This window comes from Gilliamella sp. B14448G11 (genome assembly GCF_016101765.1).
In the GTDB taxonomy this organism is placed as follows: Bacteria; Pseudomonadota; Gammaproteobacteria; order Enterobacterales; family Orbaceae; genus Gilliamella; species Gilliamella apicola_N.
Genome location: NZ_JACFPX010000004.1, coordinates 109,425 through 130,156, shown reverse-complemented (window position 1 = coordinate 130,156; position 20,732 = coordinate 109,425). Strand labels below are relative to the sequence as shown.

The 20,732-nt window shown below is 34.5% G+C and carries 20 protein-coding genes and 1 riboswitch; of the genes, 7 read left to right on the top strand and 13 right to left on the bottom strand.

Translation table 11 applies throughout. The features are described from left to right. Positions 1–31: 31 nt before the first annotated feature. The 5 genes from H3S88_RS04450 to raiA all read right to left on the bottom strand — a co-directional run bounded on the left by H3S88_RS04450 (position 32) and on the right by raiA (position 5,270). Positions 32–1,072: an NADH:flavin oxidoreductase/NADH oxidase gene (locus tag H3S88_RS04450; protein ID WP_198227015.1), complete on the bottom strand. Its 1,041-nt coding sequence runs from the start codon at positions 1,070–1,072 to the stop codon at positions 32–34. A 314-nt stretch (positions 1,073–1,386) separates the two neighbouring features. Then, a complete protein-coding gene (locus H3S88_RS04445; protein WP_198227017.1) occupies positions 1,387–2,565 on the bottom strand; it encodes an MFS transporter in 1,179 nt (392 codons plus the stop codon). 72 nt (positions 2,566–2,637) lie between these two features. Beyond that, positions 2,638–3,684 carry an A/G-specific adenine glycosylase gene (gene mutY, locus H3S88_RS04440; protein WP_232352443.1) on the bottom strand — a complete coding sequence of 349 codons (1,047 nt, stop codon included), beginning with the start codon at positions 3,682–3,684 and terminating at the stop codon, positions 2,638–2,640. Then, on the bottom strand, positions 3,684–4,835 hold the full coding sequence (gene pheA / locus H3S88_RS04435) for a bifunctional chorismate mutase/prephenate dehydratase (RefSeq protein ID WP_198227019.1): 1,152 nt from the start codon (positions 4,833–4,835) through the stop codon (positions 3,684–3,686). The genes mutY and pheA overlap by 1 nt, the downstream gene beginning before the upstream one ends. 102 nt (positions 4,836–4,937) lie before the next feature. Beyond that, the gene (gene raiA / locus H3S88_RS04430) at positions 4,938–5,270 is read right to left on the bottom strand and encodes a ribosome-associated translation inhibitor RaiA (RefSeq protein WP_025316153.1); all 333 of its coding nucleotides are present in this window, start codon (positions 5,268–5,270) and stop codon (positions 4,938–4,940) included. 259 nt (positions 5,271–5,529) lie between these two features. Here raiA and trmJ point away from each other — a divergent pair, with 259 nt between their 5' ends. After that, entirely contained in the window at positions 5,530–6,267 is a 738-nt protein-coding gene (gene trmJ / locus H3S88_RS04425; RefSeq protein WP_039127316.1) for a tRNA (cytosine(32)/uridine(32)-2'-O)-methyltransferase TrmJ, read from the top strand. A gap of 82 nt (positions 6,268–6,349) precedes the next feature. Here trmJ and cysS read toward each other — a convergent pair whose 3' ends face one another. The 5 genes from cysS to mog form a co-directional block, all read right to left on the bottom strand. After that, positions 6,350–7,741, bottom strand: a complete 1,392-nt coding sequence (cysS, locus tag H3S88_RS04420; protein ID WP_198227021.1) for a cysteine--tRNA ligase — start codon at positions 7,739–7,741, stop codon at positions 6,350–6,352. A 518-nt stretch (positions 7,742–8,259) separates the two neighbouring features. Beyond that, a complete protein-coding gene (locus H3S88_RS04415; protein WP_025316149.1) occupies positions 8,260–8,502 on the bottom strand; it encodes a GlsB/YeaQ/YmgE family stress response membrane protein in 243 nt (80 codons plus the stop codon). A gap of 365 nt (positions 8,503–8,867) precedes the next feature. Then, on the bottom strand, positions 8,868–10,229 hold the full coding sequence (gene lysC, locus H3S88_RS04410; protein ID WP_065738685.1) for a lysine-sensitive aspartokinase 3: 1,362 nt from the start codon (positions 10,227–10,229) through the stop codon (positions 8,868–8,870). Between the two features lie 82 nt (positions 10,230–10,311). After that, positions 10,312–10,486: riboswitch (Lysine riboswitch) on the bottom strand. Between the two features lie 109 nt (positions 10,487–10,595). Beyond that, positions 10,596–11,054, bottom strand: a complete 459-nt coding sequence (argR, locus tag H3S88_RS04405; RefSeq protein WP_039127302.1) for a transcriptional regulator ArgR — start codon at positions 11,052–11,054, stop codon at positions 10,596–10,598. A gap of 196 nt (positions 11,055–11,250) precedes the next feature. Next, positions 11,251–11,829 carry a molybdopterin adenylyltransferase gene (gene mog, locus H3S88_RS04400; RefSeq protein WP_198227023.1) on the bottom strand — a complete coding sequence of 193 codons (579 nt, stop codon included), beginning with the start codon at positions 11,827–11,829 and terminating at the stop codon, positions 11,251–11,253. Between the two features lie 241 nt (positions 11,830–12,070). Here mog and H3S88_RS04395 point away from each other — a divergent pair, with 241 nt between their 5' ends. Continuing rightward, positions 12,071–13,012, top strand: a complete 942-nt coding sequence (locus H3S88_RS04395; protein WP_198227025.1) for an ABC transporter ATP-binding protein — start codon at positions 12,071–12,073, stop codon at positions 13,010–13,012. Beyond that, complete coding sequence (locus H3S88_RS04390) at positions 13,005–13,775, top strand: ABC transporter permease (RefSeq protein ID WP_198227027.1); 771 nt, start codon at positions 13,005–13,007, stop codon at positions 13,773–13,775. Before H3S88_RS04395 ends, H3S88_RS04390 begins: the two co-directional genes overlap by 8 nt. A 44-nt stretch (positions 13,776–13,819) precedes the next feature. Here H3S88_RS04390 and H3S88_RS04385 read toward each other — a convergent pair whose 3' ends face one another. From H3S88_RS04385 to accB, 3 genes are read right to left on the bottom strand one after another with little or no spacing between them, the layout of a single operon-like run. Then, positions 13,820–14,458 carry a bifunctional 4-hydroxy-2-oxoglutarate aldolase/2-dehydro-3-deoxy-phosphogluconate aldolase gene (locus H3S88_RS04385; protein WP_144091540.1) on the bottom strand — a complete coding sequence of 213 codons (639 nt, stop codon included), beginning with the start codon at positions 14,456–14,458 and terminating at the stop codon, positions 13,820–13,822. A 58-nt stretch (positions 14,459–14,516) separates the two neighbouring features. After that, complete coding sequence (accC, locus tag H3S88_RS04380; protein WP_039127287.1) at positions 14,517–15,863, bottom strand: acetyl-CoA carboxylase biotin carboxylase subunit; 1,347 nt, start codon at positions 15,861–15,863, stop codon at positions 14,517–14,519. A gap of 33 nt (positions 15,864–15,896) precedes the next feature. Further along, positions 15,897–16,364 (bottom strand): acetyl-CoA carboxylase biotin carboxyl carrier protein, encoded by a 468-nt coding sequence (accB, locus tag H3S88_RS04375; RefSeq protein ID WP_039127285.1) that lies wholly within the window; start codon positions 16,362–16,364, stop codon positions 15,897–15,899. A 367-nt stretch (positions 16,365–16,731) separates the two neighbouring features. Here accB and H3S88_RS04370 point away from each other — a divergent pair, with 367 nt between their 5' ends. From H3S88_RS04370 to rng, 4 genes are all read left to right on the top strand, one after another. Further along, the gene (locus H3S88_RS04370) at positions 16,732–17,775 is read left to right on the top strand and encodes a rod shape-determining protein (RefSeq protein WP_198227029.1); all 1,044 of its coding nucleotides are present in this window, start codon (positions 16,732–16,734) and stop codon (positions 17,773–17,775) included. 139 nt (positions 17,776–17,914) lie between these two features. Then, positions 17,915–18,757: a rod shape-determining protein MreC gene (gene mreC, locus H3S88_RS04365; protein WP_065738691.1), complete on the top strand. Its 843-nt coding sequence runs from the start codon at positions 17,915–17,917 to the stop codon at positions 18,755–18,757. Further along, a complete protein-coding gene (mreD, locus tag H3S88_RS04360) occupies positions 18,744–19,229 on the top strand; it encodes a rod shape-determining protein MreD (protein WP_198227031.1) in 486 nt (161 codons plus the stop codon). The genes mreC and mreD overlap by 14 nt, the downstream gene beginning before the upstream one ends. A gap of 14 nt (positions 19,230–19,243) precedes the next feature. Further along, positions 19,244–20,719: a ribonuclease G gene (gene rng, locus H3S88_RS04355; protein ID WP_198227033.1), complete on the top strand. Its 1,476-nt coding sequence runs from the start codon at positions 19,244–19,246 to the stop codon at positions 20,717–20,719. Positions 20,720–20,732 lie beyond the last annotated feature (13 nt).

Genomic DNA, 20,732 nt, shown 5'->3' with positions numbered 1-20,732 from the left:
AAAATTTTTACAGGATTTAATAATAGTTGAGTTATTTGAAAGCAACTTGATAAGAAGTTGGTACAAATGGTGAAGAGGGTACATGTATCGCCCAATATGGATCTTTTAATAATCCTCGCCCAATTGCCACTAAGTCAGCATTCCCAGTACTTAATACATAATCTGCTAGGTATGGATCTTCTAACATACCAACAGCTATAACTGGTAAATTGATTGCTTGTTTGATCGCACGAGCCAAATATACTTGATATCCAGCATGAAACTGCGGTGTATGAGCTGGATCTAATTGCCCATCGCCACCACCACTTACATCCAAAATGTCAGCGCCTGCATCAGCGAAACGTTTTGCTATTTTACGTCCATATTCTATATCATAGCCATTTTTACTATACTCTTGCGCAGAAAAACGGATAATAAGTGGCATATTGCTAGGCATTACAGATTTAACTGCTTGTATAACTTGTTCACCAAATAATAATTTATCTTGACCGTATTCATCGGTTCTGTGATTAGTTTTTGGTGAGCTGAATTGATGAATTAAATACCCATGAGCGCCATGAATTTCTATGGCGTCAAAACCTGCTTCAACTGCCCGTTTTGTTGATTCTTTAAACTTTTGAATGATATCAATAATTTCATCTTTTGATAATTCTCTTGGCATTTGATACTGCCATTTTGGATTAGCTTCGTTGGAACCATCATAAAGAATAGGTGAACAAGAGACAACATCTGAAGCTCCTAAAGCTTTTCGACCTGCATGAGCAATTTGGATAGCAATTTTACCATTTTGAGCATGTACAGCATCAACAATTCGTTTAAATTGATCACGCTGCTCATCATTCCATAACCCAAGACAATTTGGTGAAATACGACCATTAGGCGCTACATTCGTCATTTCAACAATAATTAAGCCTACCCCACCAATTGCTCGAGATACATAGTGAACAAAATGCCAATCATTAGGCATGCCATCGGTAGCTTGATATTGGCACATAGGGGGCATTACGATGCGATTTTTTAGTGATAAATTTTTGATACTAAAGGGAGTATTGAGAAAAGAGATTTTAGCCATAAATGACTCCTTAGGTAACTTAATAAAAGTATTAAGTTAGTTTATTCATCAGTAAAAGTAAATATTAATGTTTTAATTCAATTGAGTTTAGAATTTTTTATCAATTTCAATGAGTAAAATGTAAGAGCACTTAAATTAAAAAAATGTGATAGTTTGGTCATTTGTTTACTTATTTGAAAAGAAGTTTTTGTTATCATTTCTACTTTCCCCTCAACGCCTAATAATTTTTTTCAAGGAATAATAAATTACTTGTACTTAAAGTTAGAAACTAAATGATAATTTAATTATCAATTCATTTGTAAAAAAGTTTCAGGTTAACTATACGTTTTAGTATAAAATAGCCAACAAATGATCCCCATCAACCCCAATATTGTTCCTGATGCCACAATTGCTATCCAGCCATAATGACTAAATAAATAGGTTGAACCAATAGAGCCAAGCATTCCACCAATAAAATAACAGACCATGTAACCTGTATTCATTCTGCTACGAGCTTCAGGCCTTATTTGGTAAATTGCACTCATATTTGAAACATGTGTGACTTGCACTGAAAAATCTAATATAACCACACCTAAAATTAATGCAATGATTGAGTATTGCGCCAATGAAAGTGGTAACCACGATAACAGCAATAAACCTAATCCTATTGTGGTAGCAAGCCAACCTTTACCTTTGTCTGATAATTTACCTACTATAGGCGAACCCAATGCACCCGCCGCCCCAGCAATTCCGAATAGACCAATAATAAAGTCTGAGTAGTGATAAGGATCATTACTTAATAAAAAAGCAAGTGGTGTCCATAATAAAGAAAACAATGCAAATGATATAACTGCTAACAATGAACGAATTCTAAGGATAGGTTCTTGTTTGTATAATGAGCCAATTGACCATAATAGTTGAAAATAATTGATATTAATTGTATTACGGTAAGTAGGCAGTGAAATCCAAAGTAATAGGGTAACAATAGCCATGATACTTGTGGCAATCCAATATACGTAATGCCAATCGGCAATAGTTGAAATAGCGCCAGCAAAAGTTCTACCCAGTAAAATGCCAAGTAACATTCCACTCATTAAAGTGCCAACGATTTTACCACGGTTTTCCGGTTTGGATAGGGTAGCTGCAAAAGGAATTAAAACTTGTGCAACGGTTGAAAATAGCCCCGTTATGGATGTACCTATGATTAGCATCCATAAATTTTTTGATAAAGCACTAACGATAAGCCCACAGGTGGATAATACCATTAAAATAATAATTAAGTGTTTTCGCTCAAATTTATCACCAAGAGGTGTGATAAAAAGTAAACCAACAGCATAACTAAACTGTGCTGCCATTATGATTGAGCCAGCATGCTCAACTGCAATATTTAAATCATGAGTAATTGAATGTAGTAGTGGTTGAGCATAATAATTGCTGGCAATAGTTACACCAATAGCAAATGCCATTAAAAAAACTAACCAGCTGGATAAACCTTGAGATTGTTTGCTTTGCATAAAATAAATGTTATAAAAAAATAATGATGAATTATATATTAAAAATAAGATTGCCTCTGCTTGACAGCAATTTTAAGCAGATTGTTTTAATAAGTTATAAACGGGTGTAGCGAGTCCTATTTTGGTATTATCTGATTCAAGTTTATACCAATAGCCAGAAGATTCATCCCAACATTTTGTGAAATTGGTAATAACACAATAAATTGGAGTAATATTTAAATGAAAATGGCTAAATGTATGTCTGAACGAGTTTAATAGTTTAGGTTCAGTTGATACTATTCCTTTTTTTTCTAACCACGCTTTTAGCTCTTGCTCGCTTGAAAATTCTGGTAGGCAATATAACCCTCCCCATATACCTGTTGGTGGTCTTTTTTCTAACCAAATGGCACGATTGTATTCTAACATTAAAAAATAAGCCGATTTTTCTGGCTTGGTTGTTTTAGGTTTTGGTGTTGGATATTTTTGCCAACTTTCCGTTTTATAAGCAATACAATCTTCATGCAATGGGCACTGTGTGCACTTAGGCTTTGTACGAGTACAAACCATTGCCCCAATATCCATCATTGCTTGATTAAATTTAGCAATATTTTGTTCAGGCGTAACTTGTTCACTTAATTGCCAAAGTTTATTTTCGATTGTTTTATTACCAGGCCATCCTTCAACAGCAAAATATCGAGTTAAAACACGTTTTACATTACCATCTAAAATTGGGTAATGTTGATTTTGTGAAAGTGATAAAATTGCTCCAGCGGTTGAACGACCAATTCCTGGTAAAGCCACTACATCATCAAATTTGGTTGGAAATAGCCCATTAAATTTATTATTAATAACTTGTGCTGCTTTGTGTAAGTTACGAGCACGAGCATAATAACCAAGCCCTGTCCAAAGATGTAATACATCATCAATAGGTGCTTTTGCTAAATCCGTTATTTTTGGAAATAGCTTAATAAAATGATTAAAGTAGGGGATAACAGTTGCAACTTGTGTCTGTTGCAACATTACTTCTGATAACCACACATGATAAGGCGTTTTCTCAATCTGCCATGGTAGCGTTTTTCTGCCGTACTGTTCATACCATTTTAATACAGCCTTTGCAAAGGGAGGCATTGTTACAGGCATTACATTACAGCGGTAATTGTGTCACTTGGATAACAACCCAATACTTTTGTGTATAAGGTAATTTTTGCTAACTGTTTTAATGCGTTTTGCATTTCTTCAGAATAGAGATTACCTTGTAGATCAATATAGAACATCTCTTCCCATGGAGTACCATGAATTGGACGAGATTCAAGTTTAGTCATGACAATATTATGATTACGTAACACAGAAAGAGCATCAACAAGTGCACCAGATTGCTGGCCTGTTTTCATCAATATTGTGGTTTTAGCTGGGATTTGATCAGATACATGAACTGGCTTACGGGATAACACTATAAATCGAGTGATATTCTCTTTTTGATTAGCAAAACTATGTTCAAGAACTTGTAATCCATAAAGTTCACCGCCATCTTTATTACCCATAGCAGCAAAATTAGGCTTATTTGACTTAGCAACCATGTCCATTGCTGATGAAGTGCTATCGCAAAAGACAATCTTCCAATGCGGATATCCCTCCAAAAAGTGAGAACATTGTTGGAATGGTTGTGGATGACTATATACGGTGTCAATTTGATCTAATTGAGTATTTGGAAGCGCCAAAATACAGTGATCAATCGGTAGTGATAACTCGCCAATAATATGCAAATTCGTTTTTTGTAGTAAATCATAAATTTCGTTAATGGATCCGGAACTTGAGTTTTCAATTGGTACAACACCATAATCAACAACGCCTTTCTCTATTTGTTCGAAAACATCTTTAAAAGTCGCACAACTTGATTCAACTATCTGTTCTAAATGGGCACTAGCATAGCGTCGAGCAGCTGAATGAGAATAAGATCCTATGGGTCCTAGAAAAGCAATTTTTGCGGTCGTAATAGAACCATGATTTATTTTTTCTTGTAGGATTTTTTGTTGTAAAAGTACAGAATCTTCGATAATTATTTGATATAAATGTTTGATAAAAATATCATCGAGATGATATTTTTTACCATGTTCAATTAGTGATTTAATTAATGAACGCTCACGTTCCATGTCGCGTACGGGTATATTTGCCTTAATTTTAGTATTAATTACTTGTGTCGAAAGCTCACGACGTTTAGCAATCAGTTCTAAAAGAGTTTTATCAAGTTCGTTAATTTTATCTCGTAAAGGTAATAAGTGATCTACTTTCATTTTTATTAGATTTTTTTAAAAGGTTAACGGTATTATAGCAAGCTACAAATAAAGGTACTACTTAAACGTAGTACCTTTTAAAAAAATAGAGCGTTTTATTTATTAGATTTCTTCTTCTAAAATTGCACCTTTAATACTTTCCGTTGCTCGACGAGCTTCACCTTTATGTTGAATTTTATTCAGTTGTTTTTCAAGTTTACCAATAAGATCGTTAATAGCTGCATACATGTCAATATGTTTTGCAGATGCCACTAGTGGTGTTCCTTTGGTGGCAATTGTTGCATCAATGATAAATCCATCGGGCTCTTTAGATAATATAAAATGAGGATTGATTAACAGCGCTCTCCATTTATCCAACTTCGAAAATTTATCTTCTAAATAACTACGAATTGCGGGGGTAATATCCATTTGTTTACTGGTAATACTTAAAGCCATAATCGACCTCCTTTATAATTTCAAACAACTAAGTTGATTTTTTAAGCTTCCATTAATACATTGGCAAATTATTTTTATTTCGTCAATAAGAACTTTGCTATTAACATGAATTTTTGTGATTTAAATCTAAAAAAAAGATTTTATTAATCATGTATTTTATGACTATATGACTATGAACCTGCATTTTGCTTTGCTTTACTATATACTGTAGGTAACTACTATTTTTATTTATTTTATAAGATCTTTTAATGAGGAAGATGTGAGCTATTTAGATAATGTTAAGATTGTTTTGGTTGAAACATCCCACACGGGTAATATGGGGTCTGCCGCCAGAGCAATGAAAACCATGGGTTTATCCAATCTTTGCTTAGTCAATCCAGTGATAAAGCCTGATTCACAATCAATTTCATTAGCGGCAGGTGCTAGTGATATTATTAAAAATGCAATAATTTTTTCATCTTTAGAAGAGGCAATCGCTGATTGTTCACTTGTGATAGGCACTAGTGCTCGTCCTCGCACTTTACAATGGCCTAATTTAACACCAAAAGAGTGCGGTGATAAAATCATTGGTGAGGCTGTTAATGCCCAAGTTGCGTTAGTTTTTGGTCGTGAACGAGTGGGGTTAACCAATGATGAATTGCAAAAATGCCATTTTCATGTTGGTATTCCAGCTAATCCTCAGTACAGTTCTTTGAATCTAGCTATGTCAGTACAGGTATTATGTTATGAAATTCGCATGTCAATGCTAAACTTGCAAGATAATCAATCAGAGCAAGCAAATTTAAATACACATACATCCGAATACCCTAAAGATATCGATGTTGAGCGTTTTTATCAGCATTTAGAGCAAACTTTATTGCAAACAGAATTTATCAATGCCAATCATCCAGGTCAAATTATGGGGCGTTTGCGAAGATTATTTACTCGGGCACGTATTGAACAACAAGAACTGAATATTTTACGTGGTATTCTAACGTCGATTGATAAAAAGTTATAATTTTTAAGTATGAAAATAAATACCCACAAAAGAGTGGGTATTTTTAAATAATAACCGATTATGGTAAGGTTAATTTAATGGATTAACTTTTTTTCCGCCAAGTTGTACCATTTGCTCCATCCTCCAACACAATATTCATTGAGTTAAGTTTATCACGCGCTTCATCAGCTTGAGCCCAATTTTTGTTAGCACGAGCTTCATTACGTTGTTTTATTAATGCTTCAATTAATTCTGCATCGGCGTCATCTGGCTGATTACCTTGTAAGAATTTTATTGGATCTTGTTCAAGTAGACCAAGTACGGCTGCTAAATAACGTAATTCAGCTGCTAATTCGTTGGCAAATGACATATCGTTATCAGCTTTAGCTTTATTGATTTCTCGAGCTAAGTCAAATAAGGTTGAATAAGCTTCAGGAGTATTGAAGTCATCGTTCATCGCATTACAGAATTGACGGTAATAATCGCTCTCTTTTGTCGTATATGGATAATTTGCATCAGTATCACGAAGTGCTGTATAAAGGCGCTCTAAAGCCATTCTCGCTTGTTTTAAATTTTCCTCACTGTAATTAAGCTGACTACGATAATGACCCGATAGTAAAAAGTAACGAACAGTTTCAGCATCATAGTGTTTTAATACATCGCGAATAGTGAAAAAATTATTAAGTGATTTTGACATCTTTTCTTGGTCTATCATCACCATCCCTGAATGCATCCAATAATTAACATATTGTCCATCATGGGCACATGTAGATTGAGCAATTTCATTTTCATGATGAGGAAACATCAAATCAGAACCCCCACCATGAATATCAAAGTGATTACCTAATTGAAAACTGTTCATCGCAGAACATTCAATATGCCAACCTGGACGTCCTTTACCCCATGGGGAATCCCAGTTAGGCTCGTTAGGTTTTGACATCTTCCAAAGTACAAAGTCCATTGGATTACGTTTAACATCAACCACATCAACGCGCGCTCCAGCCTGAAGTTGCTCCAAATTTTGACGCGACAAAATACCGTAATTTGGATCGCTATCAACTGAAAACATTACATCACCATTATCGGCAATATAAGCATGATCTTTTGCAATTAATTCTTCTATTAATTGAATAATCTGTGGCATTTGCTGTGTAGCACGAGGTTCGACATCAGGGCGCTTAATATTGAGTGCATCAAAATCGGCATACATCTCTTGTAACATACGTTCGGTTAGTTGTTCACAGGTTTCACCGTTTTCTAGAGCGCGTTTTATAATTTTGTCATCCACATCGGTGATATTGCGCACATAAGTTAATTGATAACCTAAAAAGCGCAAATAACGTGTTACAACATCAAATGCGACAAAGGTGCGACCATGACCAATATGACAAAGGTCATAAATAGTGACACCACAAACATAGAGTCCAATTTTATTGGGATGAATTGATTTAAAGGTTTCTTTTTCTCGAGTTAATGTATTGAATATTTTTAACATTACAATCTTTAGGTTTAGTTTAATGAAGTTTGTTAAATAATATAACAAAAATATGGTTATCGCGAAATTATTTATTATAATGCTTCTATGTACTGCAATTATAATTTTATCATATGCCCGGCGAATTTATTGTTAATATTGTAGGATCTATCATTGAAGAAATTGGTAGAGGATTTTTGGAATTAGGCGGGTCAAAAGATACTTTTAAAAGAAAACTATATTGGACTTCTTTTATTATTTTAAATATTGTTGTGTTTGTATCTCACTTAATATTTAAGTGGCCTATTACTATAACAGATGGTTTGTTCTTATTTTTCATTTCATCTTTACTTTCATTTTTCATTATAACTCTTTGTTGGGGTATATGGCGCTTCATTAAAGATTTTAAGAAATGTAAAATATAACTTAATGTTTACAGAAATAAATGGTTGAAAGTATCTAGTCGATAATAATCTTAATTTACTTTTTAATAAATAATTGGCGGATAATCCCCCGCCAATTTTGTGTAAAACAAAGTATTATTTCATTAGGCGGTAGATATAAATAAGCAATATTGCACCTAAGACTGAAATAAACAAGCTAGGGAAATTGAATCCTGTCACAGTGCCCCAACCAAAGAATGTACTTATATATCCACCAACGATGGCGCCAGCAATTCCTAATAAAATCGTTTTAAATACTCCTACCCGTCCAAGTGGCATAAAAAACTTTGCAATCCAACCGGCAATTAATCCTAGAATAGCCCAACTTAAAATACCCATGATAATTTCCTTTGTTTGATTAAGGTTAAATTTAGTTTACAAACACAGTTTAAAAATCTAAGAAATGTTGATATTTAATGTAATAGCTTTAACAATATTGATTAAAATTAATAAATCAAAATTTAAAAATATTAATAAATAACAGTCATAAAATGGAGATAGAAGATTTAATCTTAAGACTAAAGAATGACTATATGAATTGAGTGCATAAAAGTGTATTCATATAGTAATTGATAAATATTCTATAATTATTTGTAACAAAAGTTAAGGTCTTTTATTGCGTTTTCAAACTTTTAACATGCTTCTTTTAAAGAATCACTTTGATTTAAGTCGAAGGGAGATTAATTCTCCCTTTGAATGAGTTGTTATTCAAAAATAGATTTATGTAAAATTTTGATAATTGCTTCTGCATCATTACTTTTTGCTAAAAGGCACAGATTGTGGGTACTTGCACCATAACAACAAAGTCTTATAACAAAATCATCTAATACGCCGAATACTTCTTTTGCTATACCTTTTGTCGTCGTTAGGTTATTACCAATGATGGCAATAAGAGCTAAATCTTCCTCAACATCTACATGACAAAGAGTTGAAAGTTCGTCAAATAATTCTTTTGTTAATAAACTGTTACCATTAGTGCAAGTGCCTGTAGTGTCAATCGTTAAAGCGATGCTGACTTCGGATGTGGTAACTAAATCAACGGAAATATTATGTTTAGCTAATATAGTAAATACCCTAGCAAGAAAACCTTGAGCATGCAGCATATTTAAACTGGTTAAGGTTAGTAATGTCTGTTTGCGTCGTAATGCTAGCGCCCTAAATACAGGTAATTTTGATGTGATACTATTAGTGTTATAAACAATTGTGCCACCATCTTGTGGAGCTTTGCTTGAACCAACAAAAACAGGAATGTTACTTCGTACTGCTGGAACCAACGTCGCTGGATGTAAAACTTTTGCTCCAAACGTTGCCATTTCTGCAGCTTCCGCGAAAGATATTTCATCAATTCTTTTTGCCGCTGGCGTAATACGTGGGTCATTGGTATAAATTCCTGCAACATCAGTCCAAATGTCTATTTGTGTTGCATTTAATGCTTCACCAAGTAACGCTGCTGTATAATCACTTCCGCCGCGTCCTAATGTTGTTGTCTTACCTGTACTTTCACTGCCAATAAAACCTTGAGTAACAATTAGCGCATTAGTATTTAAAGATTTTAAATGTGCACAACAAAGTTGTTTGATTTCTTCAATTTTAGGTTGAGCTTTACCAAATTTATCATCAGTACGCATAACTTTACGTACATCAAACCATATGGCACTTTTTTGTTTTTCTCTTAATACCTCAACAAATAGTTTTGAAGACATAATTTCACCATGACTGACTAACTCATCAGTTAATGCTGGTGATGTTGCTAAACTTGCAGCTTCCGATAAAGAGGCTATATTTGCAATGATTCGATCAATTTCGGCTCTTAACGTAGGGTTTTCAGGGAGTTGCTCTAAAATATTGTATTGAATTGATTGAATTTTGGCTAAATGCTGAGCTCGAACCTCCGCATCACGGCCTTCAGCTAATGCAACTAATAAGTTCGTAATACCTGCAGAAGCAGATAATACAACAACTTTTACACTAGGGTTATTGATAACAATATTAGCACTGTTTACCATTGCTGAATAATCAGCAACGCTAGTACCACCAAATTTAGCAATTACAAATGATGTTTCCATGGATTCCTCATATTAAAAATTTTATTTTTAACAGAGTTAGAGCGAGGGTATGTTCAATTTACAGTTATAATTTAAAAAGTACAAACCGCGAAGCGCTCCACCTGTTAAGGTGACAACCCAAGGGATTCAGCCCTTGCAGTCGATTTGATTGCTTTCTGGATACTCAATCAAACCTCGGCATTGCATCCCCTCAATCATTTATCACCGATTCCAGTATCTAAAATAATCTACCTGAGCAATGCGCCTCTTCGTTCTCGTAACGTAAGTTACAATTTAAGTGCCATATAGAATTAACGATTTTACTAAATGTGTCAATAGGTTAAATAGGAAAATTATTTATTAAATATTAAATTGCTATATCAATAGTTATAATTCTTGTTCAAATAGTTGAATAATAGTTTGATATAAACTTTTGACCGTACAAGATTTGGTCGGTGTACTAAAAATTGTATCATCGCCTGCAATTGAACCTAAAATGCCTTCTGATTTACCAATTGAATCAAGTAAGCGAGCGATAAGTTGAGCAGCTCCTGGACTGGTACGAATGACTACCATTGAGCTATTATAATCAATATCAACAACCAAATTTTTTAATGGACTACTGGCCGTTGGCACACTCATTTCAGCCGGCAAGCAATAGACCATTTCTGATTTTGCGTTGCGCGTTCTAACCGCGCCAAATTTGGTTAACATCCGTGAAACTTTGGATTGATTAATGTTATCAAATCCTTGCTCTTGTAAAGCTTGCACAATGCTTATTTGAGAACTAAACTTTTCTTGTAGAAGCATTTCTTTAAAAGCTTTAGTAAGATCTTCTTGTTTCATATTTTTCCTTTAGGATTAATTGATTGCTGTTTTGGGTGAAAGCAGCAATAATTTTATGTTGCTTAATATATCGGTAAAAAATCTAAGTTAATTAGTGAGTTTTATAAACATTTTTTTGAAATAAATTGAGTATCAAACTACCAAGTTTTAGACTTTAAATTCTTTAAACATAATTATGCATAAGATTTGCATAAAATCAAATATTCGATTTGTTACTGCTTTTCGGGCGAAAAGATTTTACTATGTGCTCATGCGTTTCAATGTAAGGTCCTTCTAATAACTCTAAGCAATAAGGAACACTGGTAAAAATTCCATTAACAACTATTTTGCCATCACTATCTTTTACACCTTCTAGCGTCTCTTTTATCGATTTTGGTCTACCCGGTAAGTTCAAAATTAAACATTTTTTGCGAATAACGCCGACTTGTCTGGAAAGAATGGCAGTAGGTACAAAATGCAAACTAATTTGACGCATCTGCTCACCAAATCCTGGCATAACTCGATCGGCTATTGCTAAAGTTGCATCCGGGGTGACATCTCTAATGGCAGGTCCTGTACCGCCAGTGGTTAAAATCAAATCACAATGAAGTTTATCAACGAATTCACATAATGTTTGTTCAATAATAGTTTGTTCATCTGGAATTATTCGGGTTTCGGTAATAAACGGAGTTTTCAATGCTGATTGTAACCAAGATATTAATGATGGAATACCCTCATCGTCATAGATCCCTTTTGCCGCTCTATCAGACACAGAAACTAAACCAATTTTGAACATAGTACTTATTCCTTAGGTGATTATTTATCTATATTAATTAGAAATTAAGACCACATATATATGGTCAATGGTTCGCTAAAATTAATGTATGCTAAAAGTTGAAAATTATAACTCATTTATATTCAATATAAAGAAAACTAAAAAGACCTTTACAACCGTTGATTATGTTGTCAATATTGCTGCTCATTAATAATTGAGTTTACATAATTTCAATCATAACTTATTCAATTAGGATTTTACCATGTCATCTATTCCTGCGCTTGAATTGGTCGCGCTTAAAAAAATTTATAAAAATGGTGTAGAAGCATTAAAAGGTATTGATTTAACGGTTCAAGCAGGTGATTTTTATGCATTGCTTGGTCCAAATGGTGCCGGAAAATCAACAACTATTGGCATAATTAGCTCACTAGTAACCAAAACTTCAGGTGAAGTGCGAATTTTTGGTTATGATTTAGATACTGATATTGTCAATGCCAAAAGGCAATTAGGCTTAGTACCACAAGAATTTAATTTTAACCAATTTGAAGAAGTGATTCAGATTGTCACTAATCAAGGAGGCTACTATGGATTGCCGCGTAAATTAGCATTAGCACGTGCAGAAAAATATCTAAGAATTTTAGATTTATGGGATAAACGTCATAGCCGAGCAAACATGTTATCTGGTGGTATGAAAAGACGTTTAATGATTGCAAGAGCACTAGTTCATGAGCCTAAATTACTGATTCTTGATGAACCAACCGCGGGGGTTGATATTGAGTTGCGGCGCTCAATGTGGGATTTTTTACGTGAAATCAATCGTCAAGGCATTACCATTATATTAACTACCCATTATTTAGAAGAGGCGGAAATGCTATGTCGCAATATTGGTATAATTCAACATGGTCAATTAATAGCGAACTCTTCTATGCGTGAATTATTAGCTAATAGCCAATCTGAAACTATTATTATTGATTATGTACCAACAAATGAACCCATTGTTTTAACAGATTATAGTTATGTAAATGTTGATACGGGCATGTTAGAAGTTAAAGTTGATAAACAACGTGGATTAAATCAGTTGTTTGAGCAACTTAATCATCAAAACGTCAAAGTGATTAGCGTGCGTAATAAGACTAATCGATTAGAAGAGTTATTTGTTGATTTGTTACGCAATAATAATCCAAAAGGAGCTGATAATGTGTAATTTATATTGGATTGCCTTAAAAAGTATTTGGCGTAAAGAGGTGACGAGATTTTTAAGAATTTGGTTGCAAACATTGATACCGCCAGTTATCACTATGTCACTTTATTTTATTATATTTGGTAATTTAATTGGTTCTCGTGTGGGGAATATGGGTGGCTTTAGTTATATGTCATTTATTGTTCCTGGTTTAATCATGATGTCTGTAATTACAAATTCTTATACCAATGTCTGTTCTTCATTTTTTAGCGCTAAATTTCAACGTAATATTGAGGAATTATTGGTTGCACCAGTACCAACGCATATTTTGATTTGGGGATATGTTGGTGGTGGTGTGATACGTGGAATTTTAACTGGAATTTTAGTGACGATAGTATCGTTATTTTTTGTTCGTCTTGAAGTGCATTCTTGGCTCTTTGTTATTTGCACTTTATTATTAACTTCAATTTTGTTTTCATTAGCAGGTTTACTAAATGCCGTATTTGCTAAGACTTTTGACGATATTAGTATTATTCCAACATTTGTATTAACGCCATTAACTTATCTTGGCGGGGTATTTTACTCAATAACCATGTTACCCACTTTTTGGCAATGGGTATCAAAACTAAATCCAATCGTTTATATGATTAATGGTTTTCGCTATGGTTTTTTAGGTGTGACCGACGTATCACTATGGATCACATTTTTAATGTTAATTTTGTTTGTTACCGTGCTCTATATAATTGCATGGCGACTCATTGAAAGTGGACGAGGGCTAAGAAGTTAAATTAACTAGAAAAACAACCGCCGAATAAAATCGGCGGAAAATAATTACTTGGCACCAGCAACTGCTTCTTTTGCCAGTTGAGTAATTTTAGCAAAATCACCATTAGCAATAGCATCAGTTGGAATAAACCAAGTTCCACCAACACAAAGTACATTATTGAGCGCTAAATAGTCTCGATAATTTTTAGGGTTTACACCACCAGTAGGGCAAAACTTCATATATCCACAAGGACCAGCAAAAGCTTTTAATGCAGCTACGCCGCCATTGATTTCTGCTGGGAAGAATTTTAATGCAGTTAAGCCATATTCTTGGGCTGTTAATAATTCAGAAATAGTCGCAATACCGGGAATGACTGGAACAGGTCCTTCAACTGCTGCTTTTAAAATAGCGTCAGTTATGCCAGGAGTAATAATAAATTCAACTCCCGCTTCGGTTACTTGTTTAAGTTGCTCAACACTTGTTACTGTACCCGCACCAACTACAGCTTCTGGAACTTCTTTAATGATTTTTTTAATTGCTTCAAGCGCACATTCTGTTCGTAGGGTAACTTCAAGAACTTTTACACCACCAGCAATTAAAGCTTTTGCTAATGGTACTGCATCTTCTAGTCGTTCAATAACGATAACAGGAACAACAGGCCCCATAGTTAGAATTTCTTCAGCACTTCTTTTCCAGTTTTTCATTTGTATCTATCCATCTTTATTAAAAGCAATAATCCCTAAATAATAGGGATTATTTTTGTTACTCATAAATGCCTAATTTTTTCTCTAAATAATGAATGTTTGTTCCACCTTTTTGGAAACCTTTATCATTCATAATTTCAATGTGAAGATCAATATTTGTTTTAATACCATCAATCACTAGTTCAGCTAATGCGTTTTTCATTCGTGCAATAGCAACATCACGAGTTTCACCATAAGCAATTAGCTTACCAATCATTGAATCATAGTAAGGTGGTACTGTGTAACCTGCATAGATATGTGATTCCCAACGAATACCAAAACCACCTGGTGCATGAAAGCGAGTAATTTTCCCAGGCGAAGGCATAAATGTTTTAGGATCTTCGGCATTTATACGGCATTCAATAGCATGACCTTTGATTTCAATATCACTTTGTTTGATTGATAGAGGTTTGCCTGCGGCAATTAAGATCTGTTCTCTAATCAAATCCACACCTGTTATCATTTCAGTAACTGGATGTTCAACCTGAATACGCGTATTCATTTCAATGAAATAAAATTCACCATTTTCAAATAAGAATTCAAATGTTCCTGCACCACGATAACCAATTTCAATGCATGCATTAACACAGCGTTCACCAATGAATTTGCGCATTTTAGAGGTAATGCCAACCGCTGGTGCTTCTTCAACAACTTTTTGGTGACGTCTTTGCATTGAACAATCACGTTCACCTAAATAAATAGCATGACCTTGACCATCAGAAAGCACTTGGATCTCAATATGACGAGGATTTTCAAGGAATTTTTCCATATAAACCATATCATTATTGAAAGCGGTTTTTGCTTCTAATTTGGTCATTTTAATTGCTTGTTCAAGATCTTTTTCTTCCCGAACAATACGCATACCACGACCACCGCCACCACCGGACGCTTTGATAATAACCGGATAGCCTATTTGTTTAGCGATCTGCTTATTATTTTCAATATCATTACTTAAAGGACCATCAGAACCCGGTACACAAGGTACGCCAGCTTTTTTCATGGCATGAATTGCTGACACTTTATCACCCATTAACCGTATAGTCTCAGGTTTTGGTCCAATAAAAACAAATCCAGAACGTTCCACTTGCTCGGCGAAGTCAGCGTTTTCTGATAAAAAACCATATCCAGGATGAATTGCTGCTGCACCAGTAACTTCGGCGGCAGAAATTAATGCGGGGATATTGAGGTAGCTTTTAGCGGAAGCTGCTGGACCAATACAGACAGTTTCGTCTGCAAGTAATACATGTTTTAAATCTTTATCTGCCGAAGAATGAACAGCGACAGTTTTAATTCCAAGTTCTTTACATGCTCGTAGGATACGTAGAGCAATTTCTCCACGGTTAGCAATAAGAATTTTATCAAGCATATTCGATCTCTTAATCTTATAAATAAGTTAATATTACTCAATGATGAATAGTGGCTGATCAAATTCAACAGGTTGACCATTCTCAACTAAAATAGCTTTAATTGTACCCGCTTTTTCAGATTCAATTTGGTTCATCATTTTCATCGCTTCAACGATACAAAGTACATCACCGACATTGACAGTTTGACCAACTTCTACAAAAGCTTTCGACTCTGGGCTTGGCGTGCGATAAAACGTTCCAACCATTGGTGATTTTATAGTTGTACCTGTTGGAGCTGGAGCAATAGGATCCGCTTCAGCCACACTTTCACTAACTGAGTTAGGAGCAACAACAACTGGTGCTGCTTGAGGGATTTGAATGTTTTGTATTGGCGCTGAATAGTTTGTTGTAGGTATTGATCGACTAATTCGAACCGATTCTTCACCTTCAGAGATTTCAATTTCTGAAATACCTGACTCTTCAACTAATTCAATTAATTTTTTAATTTTGCGTATATCCATGAATTACACCGTGTTTATTTGATATAAGTAACAATTAATTTAATGCATCCTTAATATCTAAAAAGTAATCTTTTAAAGTGATAATAAGGCAGTAACTCAACATTAACGCGGAAGCATACACTGTAAAATAGATTTTGTCATTATATATCTCTCCTTTACAAACTGTTATTATACTATTTTCTAGGTATTATTTTAGAATTGCGATACAATATATAAACCTAATTGTTATTGAAGCAAACAGGTTTTAAAAAATAACTAGAATACTATTTTATACGATATAAAATTAAAATTAAGTATTTTATCCTATAGTTTGCTTCAAGTACTCACTAACACTTAAACAAGATTATTTCTAGGAAGAGTTTTTATTATGTTCAAAAAAGTTCGTGGCTTGTTTTCAAATGATCTATCGATTGATTTAGGTACAGCTAACACCCTTATTTATGTAAAAGGTCAAGGTATTGTACTAAACGAACCTTCAGTTGTCGCTATTCGTCAAGATCGCACAGGCACACCTAAAAGTGTCGCTGCTGTTGGGCAGGCTGCGAAACAGATGTTAGGACGTACTCCAGGCAATATTGCTGCGATTAGACCAATGAAAGATGGTGTAATCGCTGACTTTTCCGTGACTGAAAAGATGTTACAGTATTTTATTCGTCAAGTGCATAGTCATAGCTTTTTAAGACCAAGTCCTCGCGTTTTAGTTTGTGTGCCAGTTGGTGCAACACAAGTTGAGCGTCGTGCTATCCGTGAGTCTGCATTAGGAGCAGGTGCCCGTGAAGTTTACTTAATTGAAGAGCCGATGGCAGCAGCTATTGGTGCTGATTTACCCGTTTCATCGCCAACTGGTTCAATGGTGGTTGATATTGGCGGTGGTACCACTGAAGTTGCTGTTATTTCGTTAAATGGTGTTGTCTATTCTGCATCGGCAAGAATTGGTGGTGACCGTTTTGATGAGGCAATTATCAATTATGTTCGTCGTAATTATGGTGCGTTAATTGGTGAAGCAACCGCTGAGCGAATTAAACATGTTATTGGAAGCGCGTATCCAGGGGATGAAGTTCTTGAGATTGAAGTGCGTGGTCGAAATCTTGCCGAAGGTGTGCCTCGTAGCTTTACTTTAAATTCCAATGAAATTCTAGAAGCGCTTCAAGAACCGCTAAGTGGTATCGTAAGTGCCGTTAAAGTTGCATTAGAACAGTGTCCTCCTGAACTGGCCTCCGATATTTCAGAACATGGTATGGTGTTAACTGGCGGTGGTGCTCTATTACGTAATATTGATAAATTACTAGCGGCTGAAACCGGTATTCATGTGGTTGTTGCTGAAGATCCTCTTACATGTGTAGCACGAGGTGGTGGCAAAGCTCTTGATATGGTTGATATGGAGGGAGGAGATCTCTTTAGTGAAGAGTAATTATTGTCTAGTTATTGATTAATTTAATTTTTATGAAATCGATAATTAATAAACATTTCACTTTTTCCGCCGACATAGTCGGCGGAGTCATATCTTGAATTAATTAGATTTTAAGCATATAACAGGTAAGTACTGGATAATGAAATTACTTTTTTCTAAACGTTCTCCTCTTAGTGTGCAGTTATTTATATCTTTGCTATTATCTATTATATTGATAATATTAGATTTAAATTATCGTCCGTTTAAAGAGGTTCGTTACTATTTAGATACAATGATTTCGCCATTGTATTACATTTCAAATGCACCAAAAGCGACTTATGACACACTTTATGAGATGTCAAAGACACGTGAAGCGTTAGAAAAAGAAAATGCAAATTTAAATAATATACTGCTTGAAAAAAAGACAGACCTGTTATTGCTTGAGCATCTTAGACATGAAAACGATCGATTAAGAGAATTGCTAGGATCGCCTTTAAGACATGATGAACATAAAATGGCAGCTCAAGTTATATTAGCTGATACAGATCCTTATGTTTATCAGGTAGTTATTAATAAAGGTAAAAATGACGGTGTTTATATTGGTCAACCTGTCGTTGATGATAAAGGTATCGTTGGACAAATTTATGAAACAGCTCAAAAAACCAGTCGGGCAATTTTAGTTTGTGATTATCAACATGCAATACCTGTACAAATATTAAGAAATGATATTTCTATGGTGGCAGTAGGTAATGGATGCAGTAATGATTTAACGCTCGATTTTTTACCAAATAATGTTGATATCAAAGTCGGTGACATATTAGTAACTTCTGGACTAGATGGTCGTTTTCCTGAGGGTTATCCTGTTGCAGTAGTAAGTTCTGTCAAACTTGATATTAGCGATTCAACTCCGGTTATTTCAGCAACGCCGACAGCCGATCTAAAACGTTTACGCTATCTATTATTACTATGGGGAGATCAAGGAGTAAAACATGAGGGCTCGTAATAGCATATTAATTATTTGGTTAACTTTGTTAATAGGCTTATTTTTTCAAATTATACCTTGGTCACCTTCATATGATATATTTAAACCACATTTGTTTTTATTAATTATCGCTTATTGGTTAATTACTCTTCCTTATCAGATTGGCATAGGTACTGCATTTGTTTTCGGTTTAATAATAGATTTATGTTCGGGAACAATATTAGGTGTACATGCTTTCATCTATTCTTTAATTGCCTATTTACTTGTATTCAAATACCAATTATTGAGTAATTTAGCTTTATGGCAACAGGCTTTTATCTTATTTGGTATTTCGGTATGTTATAATGCTTTAATCTTTATATTTCAGGTAAGTATTTATCATACAATTACTATGTCACCTTATATACTATTATCAAGTTGTGTTGATGGCTTTTTATGGATATGGATATATCTGCTATTGCAAAGCATAAAACAAAACTTTGCAATTAATTAGGGGAATATTTCTGTATGTCTGTTGAATTATTAATGAACGTAACTCCGTCTGAAACACGAGTTGCTTATATTGAAGATGGTGTATTGCAAGAAATTCACGTTGATCGTGAATCACGTCGAGGTATTGTCGGTAATATTTATAAAGGAAAAATTATTCGTATTTTACCTGGTATGCAGGCCGCATTTGTCGATATTGGACTTGAAAAGGCTGCATTTTTACATGCATCAGATATCATGCCACATACTGAATGTGTGTCAGATTCAGAACAAGAGCAATTCCAAGTAAAAGATATTTCTGAACTAGTCCGTCAAGGACAAGATTTAATGGTACAAGTTGTTAAAGATCCCTTAGGAACTAAGGGCGCTCGACTCACAACTGATATTACTTTACCATCACGTTATTTAGTGTTGATGCCAGGTCAAAATTCTGCACATGTAGCTACTTCTCAACGCATAGAAAGTGAAGAAGAGCGTCAAAGGCTAAAACATATTGTTGAACAATATGTAACCCCAGACGGTGGTTTTATTGTTAGAACTGCTGCCGAGGGTGCAAATGCTCATGAGCTTGAGCAAGATGCAAATTTTTTAAAACGGCTATGGGCTAAAATTCAAGAACGAATGGCTCGTCCTACCAGTAAAAATCTAGTTTATGGTGAGTTAGCTTTATCACAGCGAGTGTTAAGAGACTTTGTTGGTGATCCAATCGAACGTATTTTAGTTGATTCTAAATTGACTTACGATCTTCTCGTCGATTTTACTCAAGAGTTTATGCCTGAAGTCACTAATAAACTCTTTCATTATCGTGGTAATATCCCAATATTTGATCTATATGATACTGAAAATGAGATTCAACGAGCATTAGACCGCAAAGTTAAACTGAAATCGGGTGGTTATTTAATTATTGACCAAACCGAAGCCATGACAACAATTGATATTAATACTGGTGCATTTGTTGGTCATCGAAATTTAGAAGAGACAATCTTTAACACTAATATAGAGGCAACCATTGCTATTGCGCGTCAATTAAGATTACGCAATTTAGGTGGTATTATTATTATTGATTTTATCGATATGCAAGAAAATTTGCATCGAGAACGTGTATTACAATCATTGCAGGATTTTTTATCGAAAGATCGAGCCAGAACGACAATTAATTCATTTTCTACATTGGGATTAGTAGAAATGACACGTAAACGAACTCGTGAAAGTATTGGGCATATTTTATGTGAAGAATGTCCAGCTTGTAAGGGGCGAGGAATAGTTAAATCAGTTGAAACTGTTTGCAATGAAATTTTACGTGAAATTGTTAGAGTGTATAAAGCTCATCGTTCTGAATATTTTTTAGTCTATGCGTCATCTGCTGTTGCGAATGCTTTAACGATTGATGAATCACATGCACTTGCTGAAGTTGAAGTCTTTGTTGGTAAAAGAGTTGAAGTGAAAATTGAACCACTTTATATTCAAGAACAATATGATGTGGTATTAATGTAAAGCAATAACGTGT

Bases quoted from the DNA above. Each gene is read 5' to 3' on its own strand.
- H3S88_RS04445 (WP_198227017.1), bottom strand. From the start codon at position 2,565: ATGCAAAGCAAACAATCTCAAGGTTTATCCAGCTGGTTAGTTTTTTTA.
- pheA (WP_198227019.1), bottom strand. From the start codon at position 4,835: ATGAAAGTAGATCACTTATTACCTTTACGAGATAAAATTAACGAACTT.
- argR (WP_039127302.1), bottom strand. From the start codon at position 11,054: ATGAAACAAGAAGATCTTACTAAAGCTTTTAAAGAAATGCTTCTACAA.
- raiA (WP_025316153.1), bottom strand. From the start codon at position 5,270: ATGGCTTTAAGTATTACCAGTAAACAAATGGATATTACCCCCGCAATT.
- mreD (WP_198227031.1), top strand. From the start codon at position 18,744: ATGAGGGCTCGTAATAGCATATTAATTATTTGGTTAACTTTGTTAATA.
- mutY (WP_232352443.1), bottom strand. From the start codon at position 3,684: ATGCCTGTAACAATGCCTCCCTTTGCAAAGGCTGTATTAAAATGGTAT.
- H3S88_RS04450 (WP_198227015.1), bottom strand. From the start codon at position 1,072: ATGGCTAAAATCTCTTTTCTCAATACTCCCTTTAGTATCAAAAATTTA.
- lysC (WP_065738685.1), bottom strand. From the start codon at position 10,229: ATGGAAACATCATTTGTAATTGCTAAATTTGGTGGTACTAGCGTTGCT.
- cysS (WP_198227021.1), bottom strand. From the start codon at position 7,741: ATGTTAAAAATATTCAATACATTAACTCGAGAAAAAGAAACCTTTAAA.
- H3S88_RS04415 (WP_025316149.1), bottom strand. From the start codon at position 8,502: ATGGGTATTTTAAGTTGGGCTATTCTAGGATTAATTGCCGGTTGGATT.
- accB (WP_039127285.1), bottom strand. From the start codon at position 16,364: ATGGATATACGCAAAATTAAAAAATTAATTGAATTAGTTGAAGAGTCA.
- H3S88_RS04395 (WP_198227025.1), top strand. From the start codon at position 12,071: ATGTCATCTATTCCTGCGCTTGAATTGGTCGCGCTTAAAAAAATTTAT.
- mog (WP_198227023.1), bottom strand. From the start codon at position 11,829: ATGTTCAAAATTGGTTTAGTTTCTGTGTCTGATAGAGCGGCAAAAGGG.
- rng (WP_198227033.1), top strand. From the start codon at position 19,244: ATGTCTGTTGAATTATTAATGAACGTAACTCCGTCTGAAACACGAGTT.
- accC (WP_039127287.1), bottom strand. From the start codon at position 15,863: ATGCTTGATAAAATTCTTATTGCTAACCGTGGAGAAATTGCTCTACGT.
- H3S88_RS04385 (WP_144091540.1), bottom strand. From the start codon at position 14,458: ATGAAAAACTGGAAAAGAAGTGCTGAAGAAATTCTAACTATGGGGCCT.
- H3S88_RS04370 (WP_198227029.1), top strand. From the start codon at position 16,732: ATGTTCAAAAAAGTTCGTGGCTTGTTTTCAAATGATCTATCGATTGAT.
- mreC (WP_065738691.1), top strand. From the start codon at position 17,915: ATGAAATTACTTTTTTCTAAACGTTCTCCTCTTAGTGTGCAGTTATTT.
- H3S88_RS04390 (WP_198227027.1), top strand. From the start codon at position 13,005: ATGTGTAATTTATATTGGATTGCCTTAAAAAGTATTTGGCGTAAAGAG.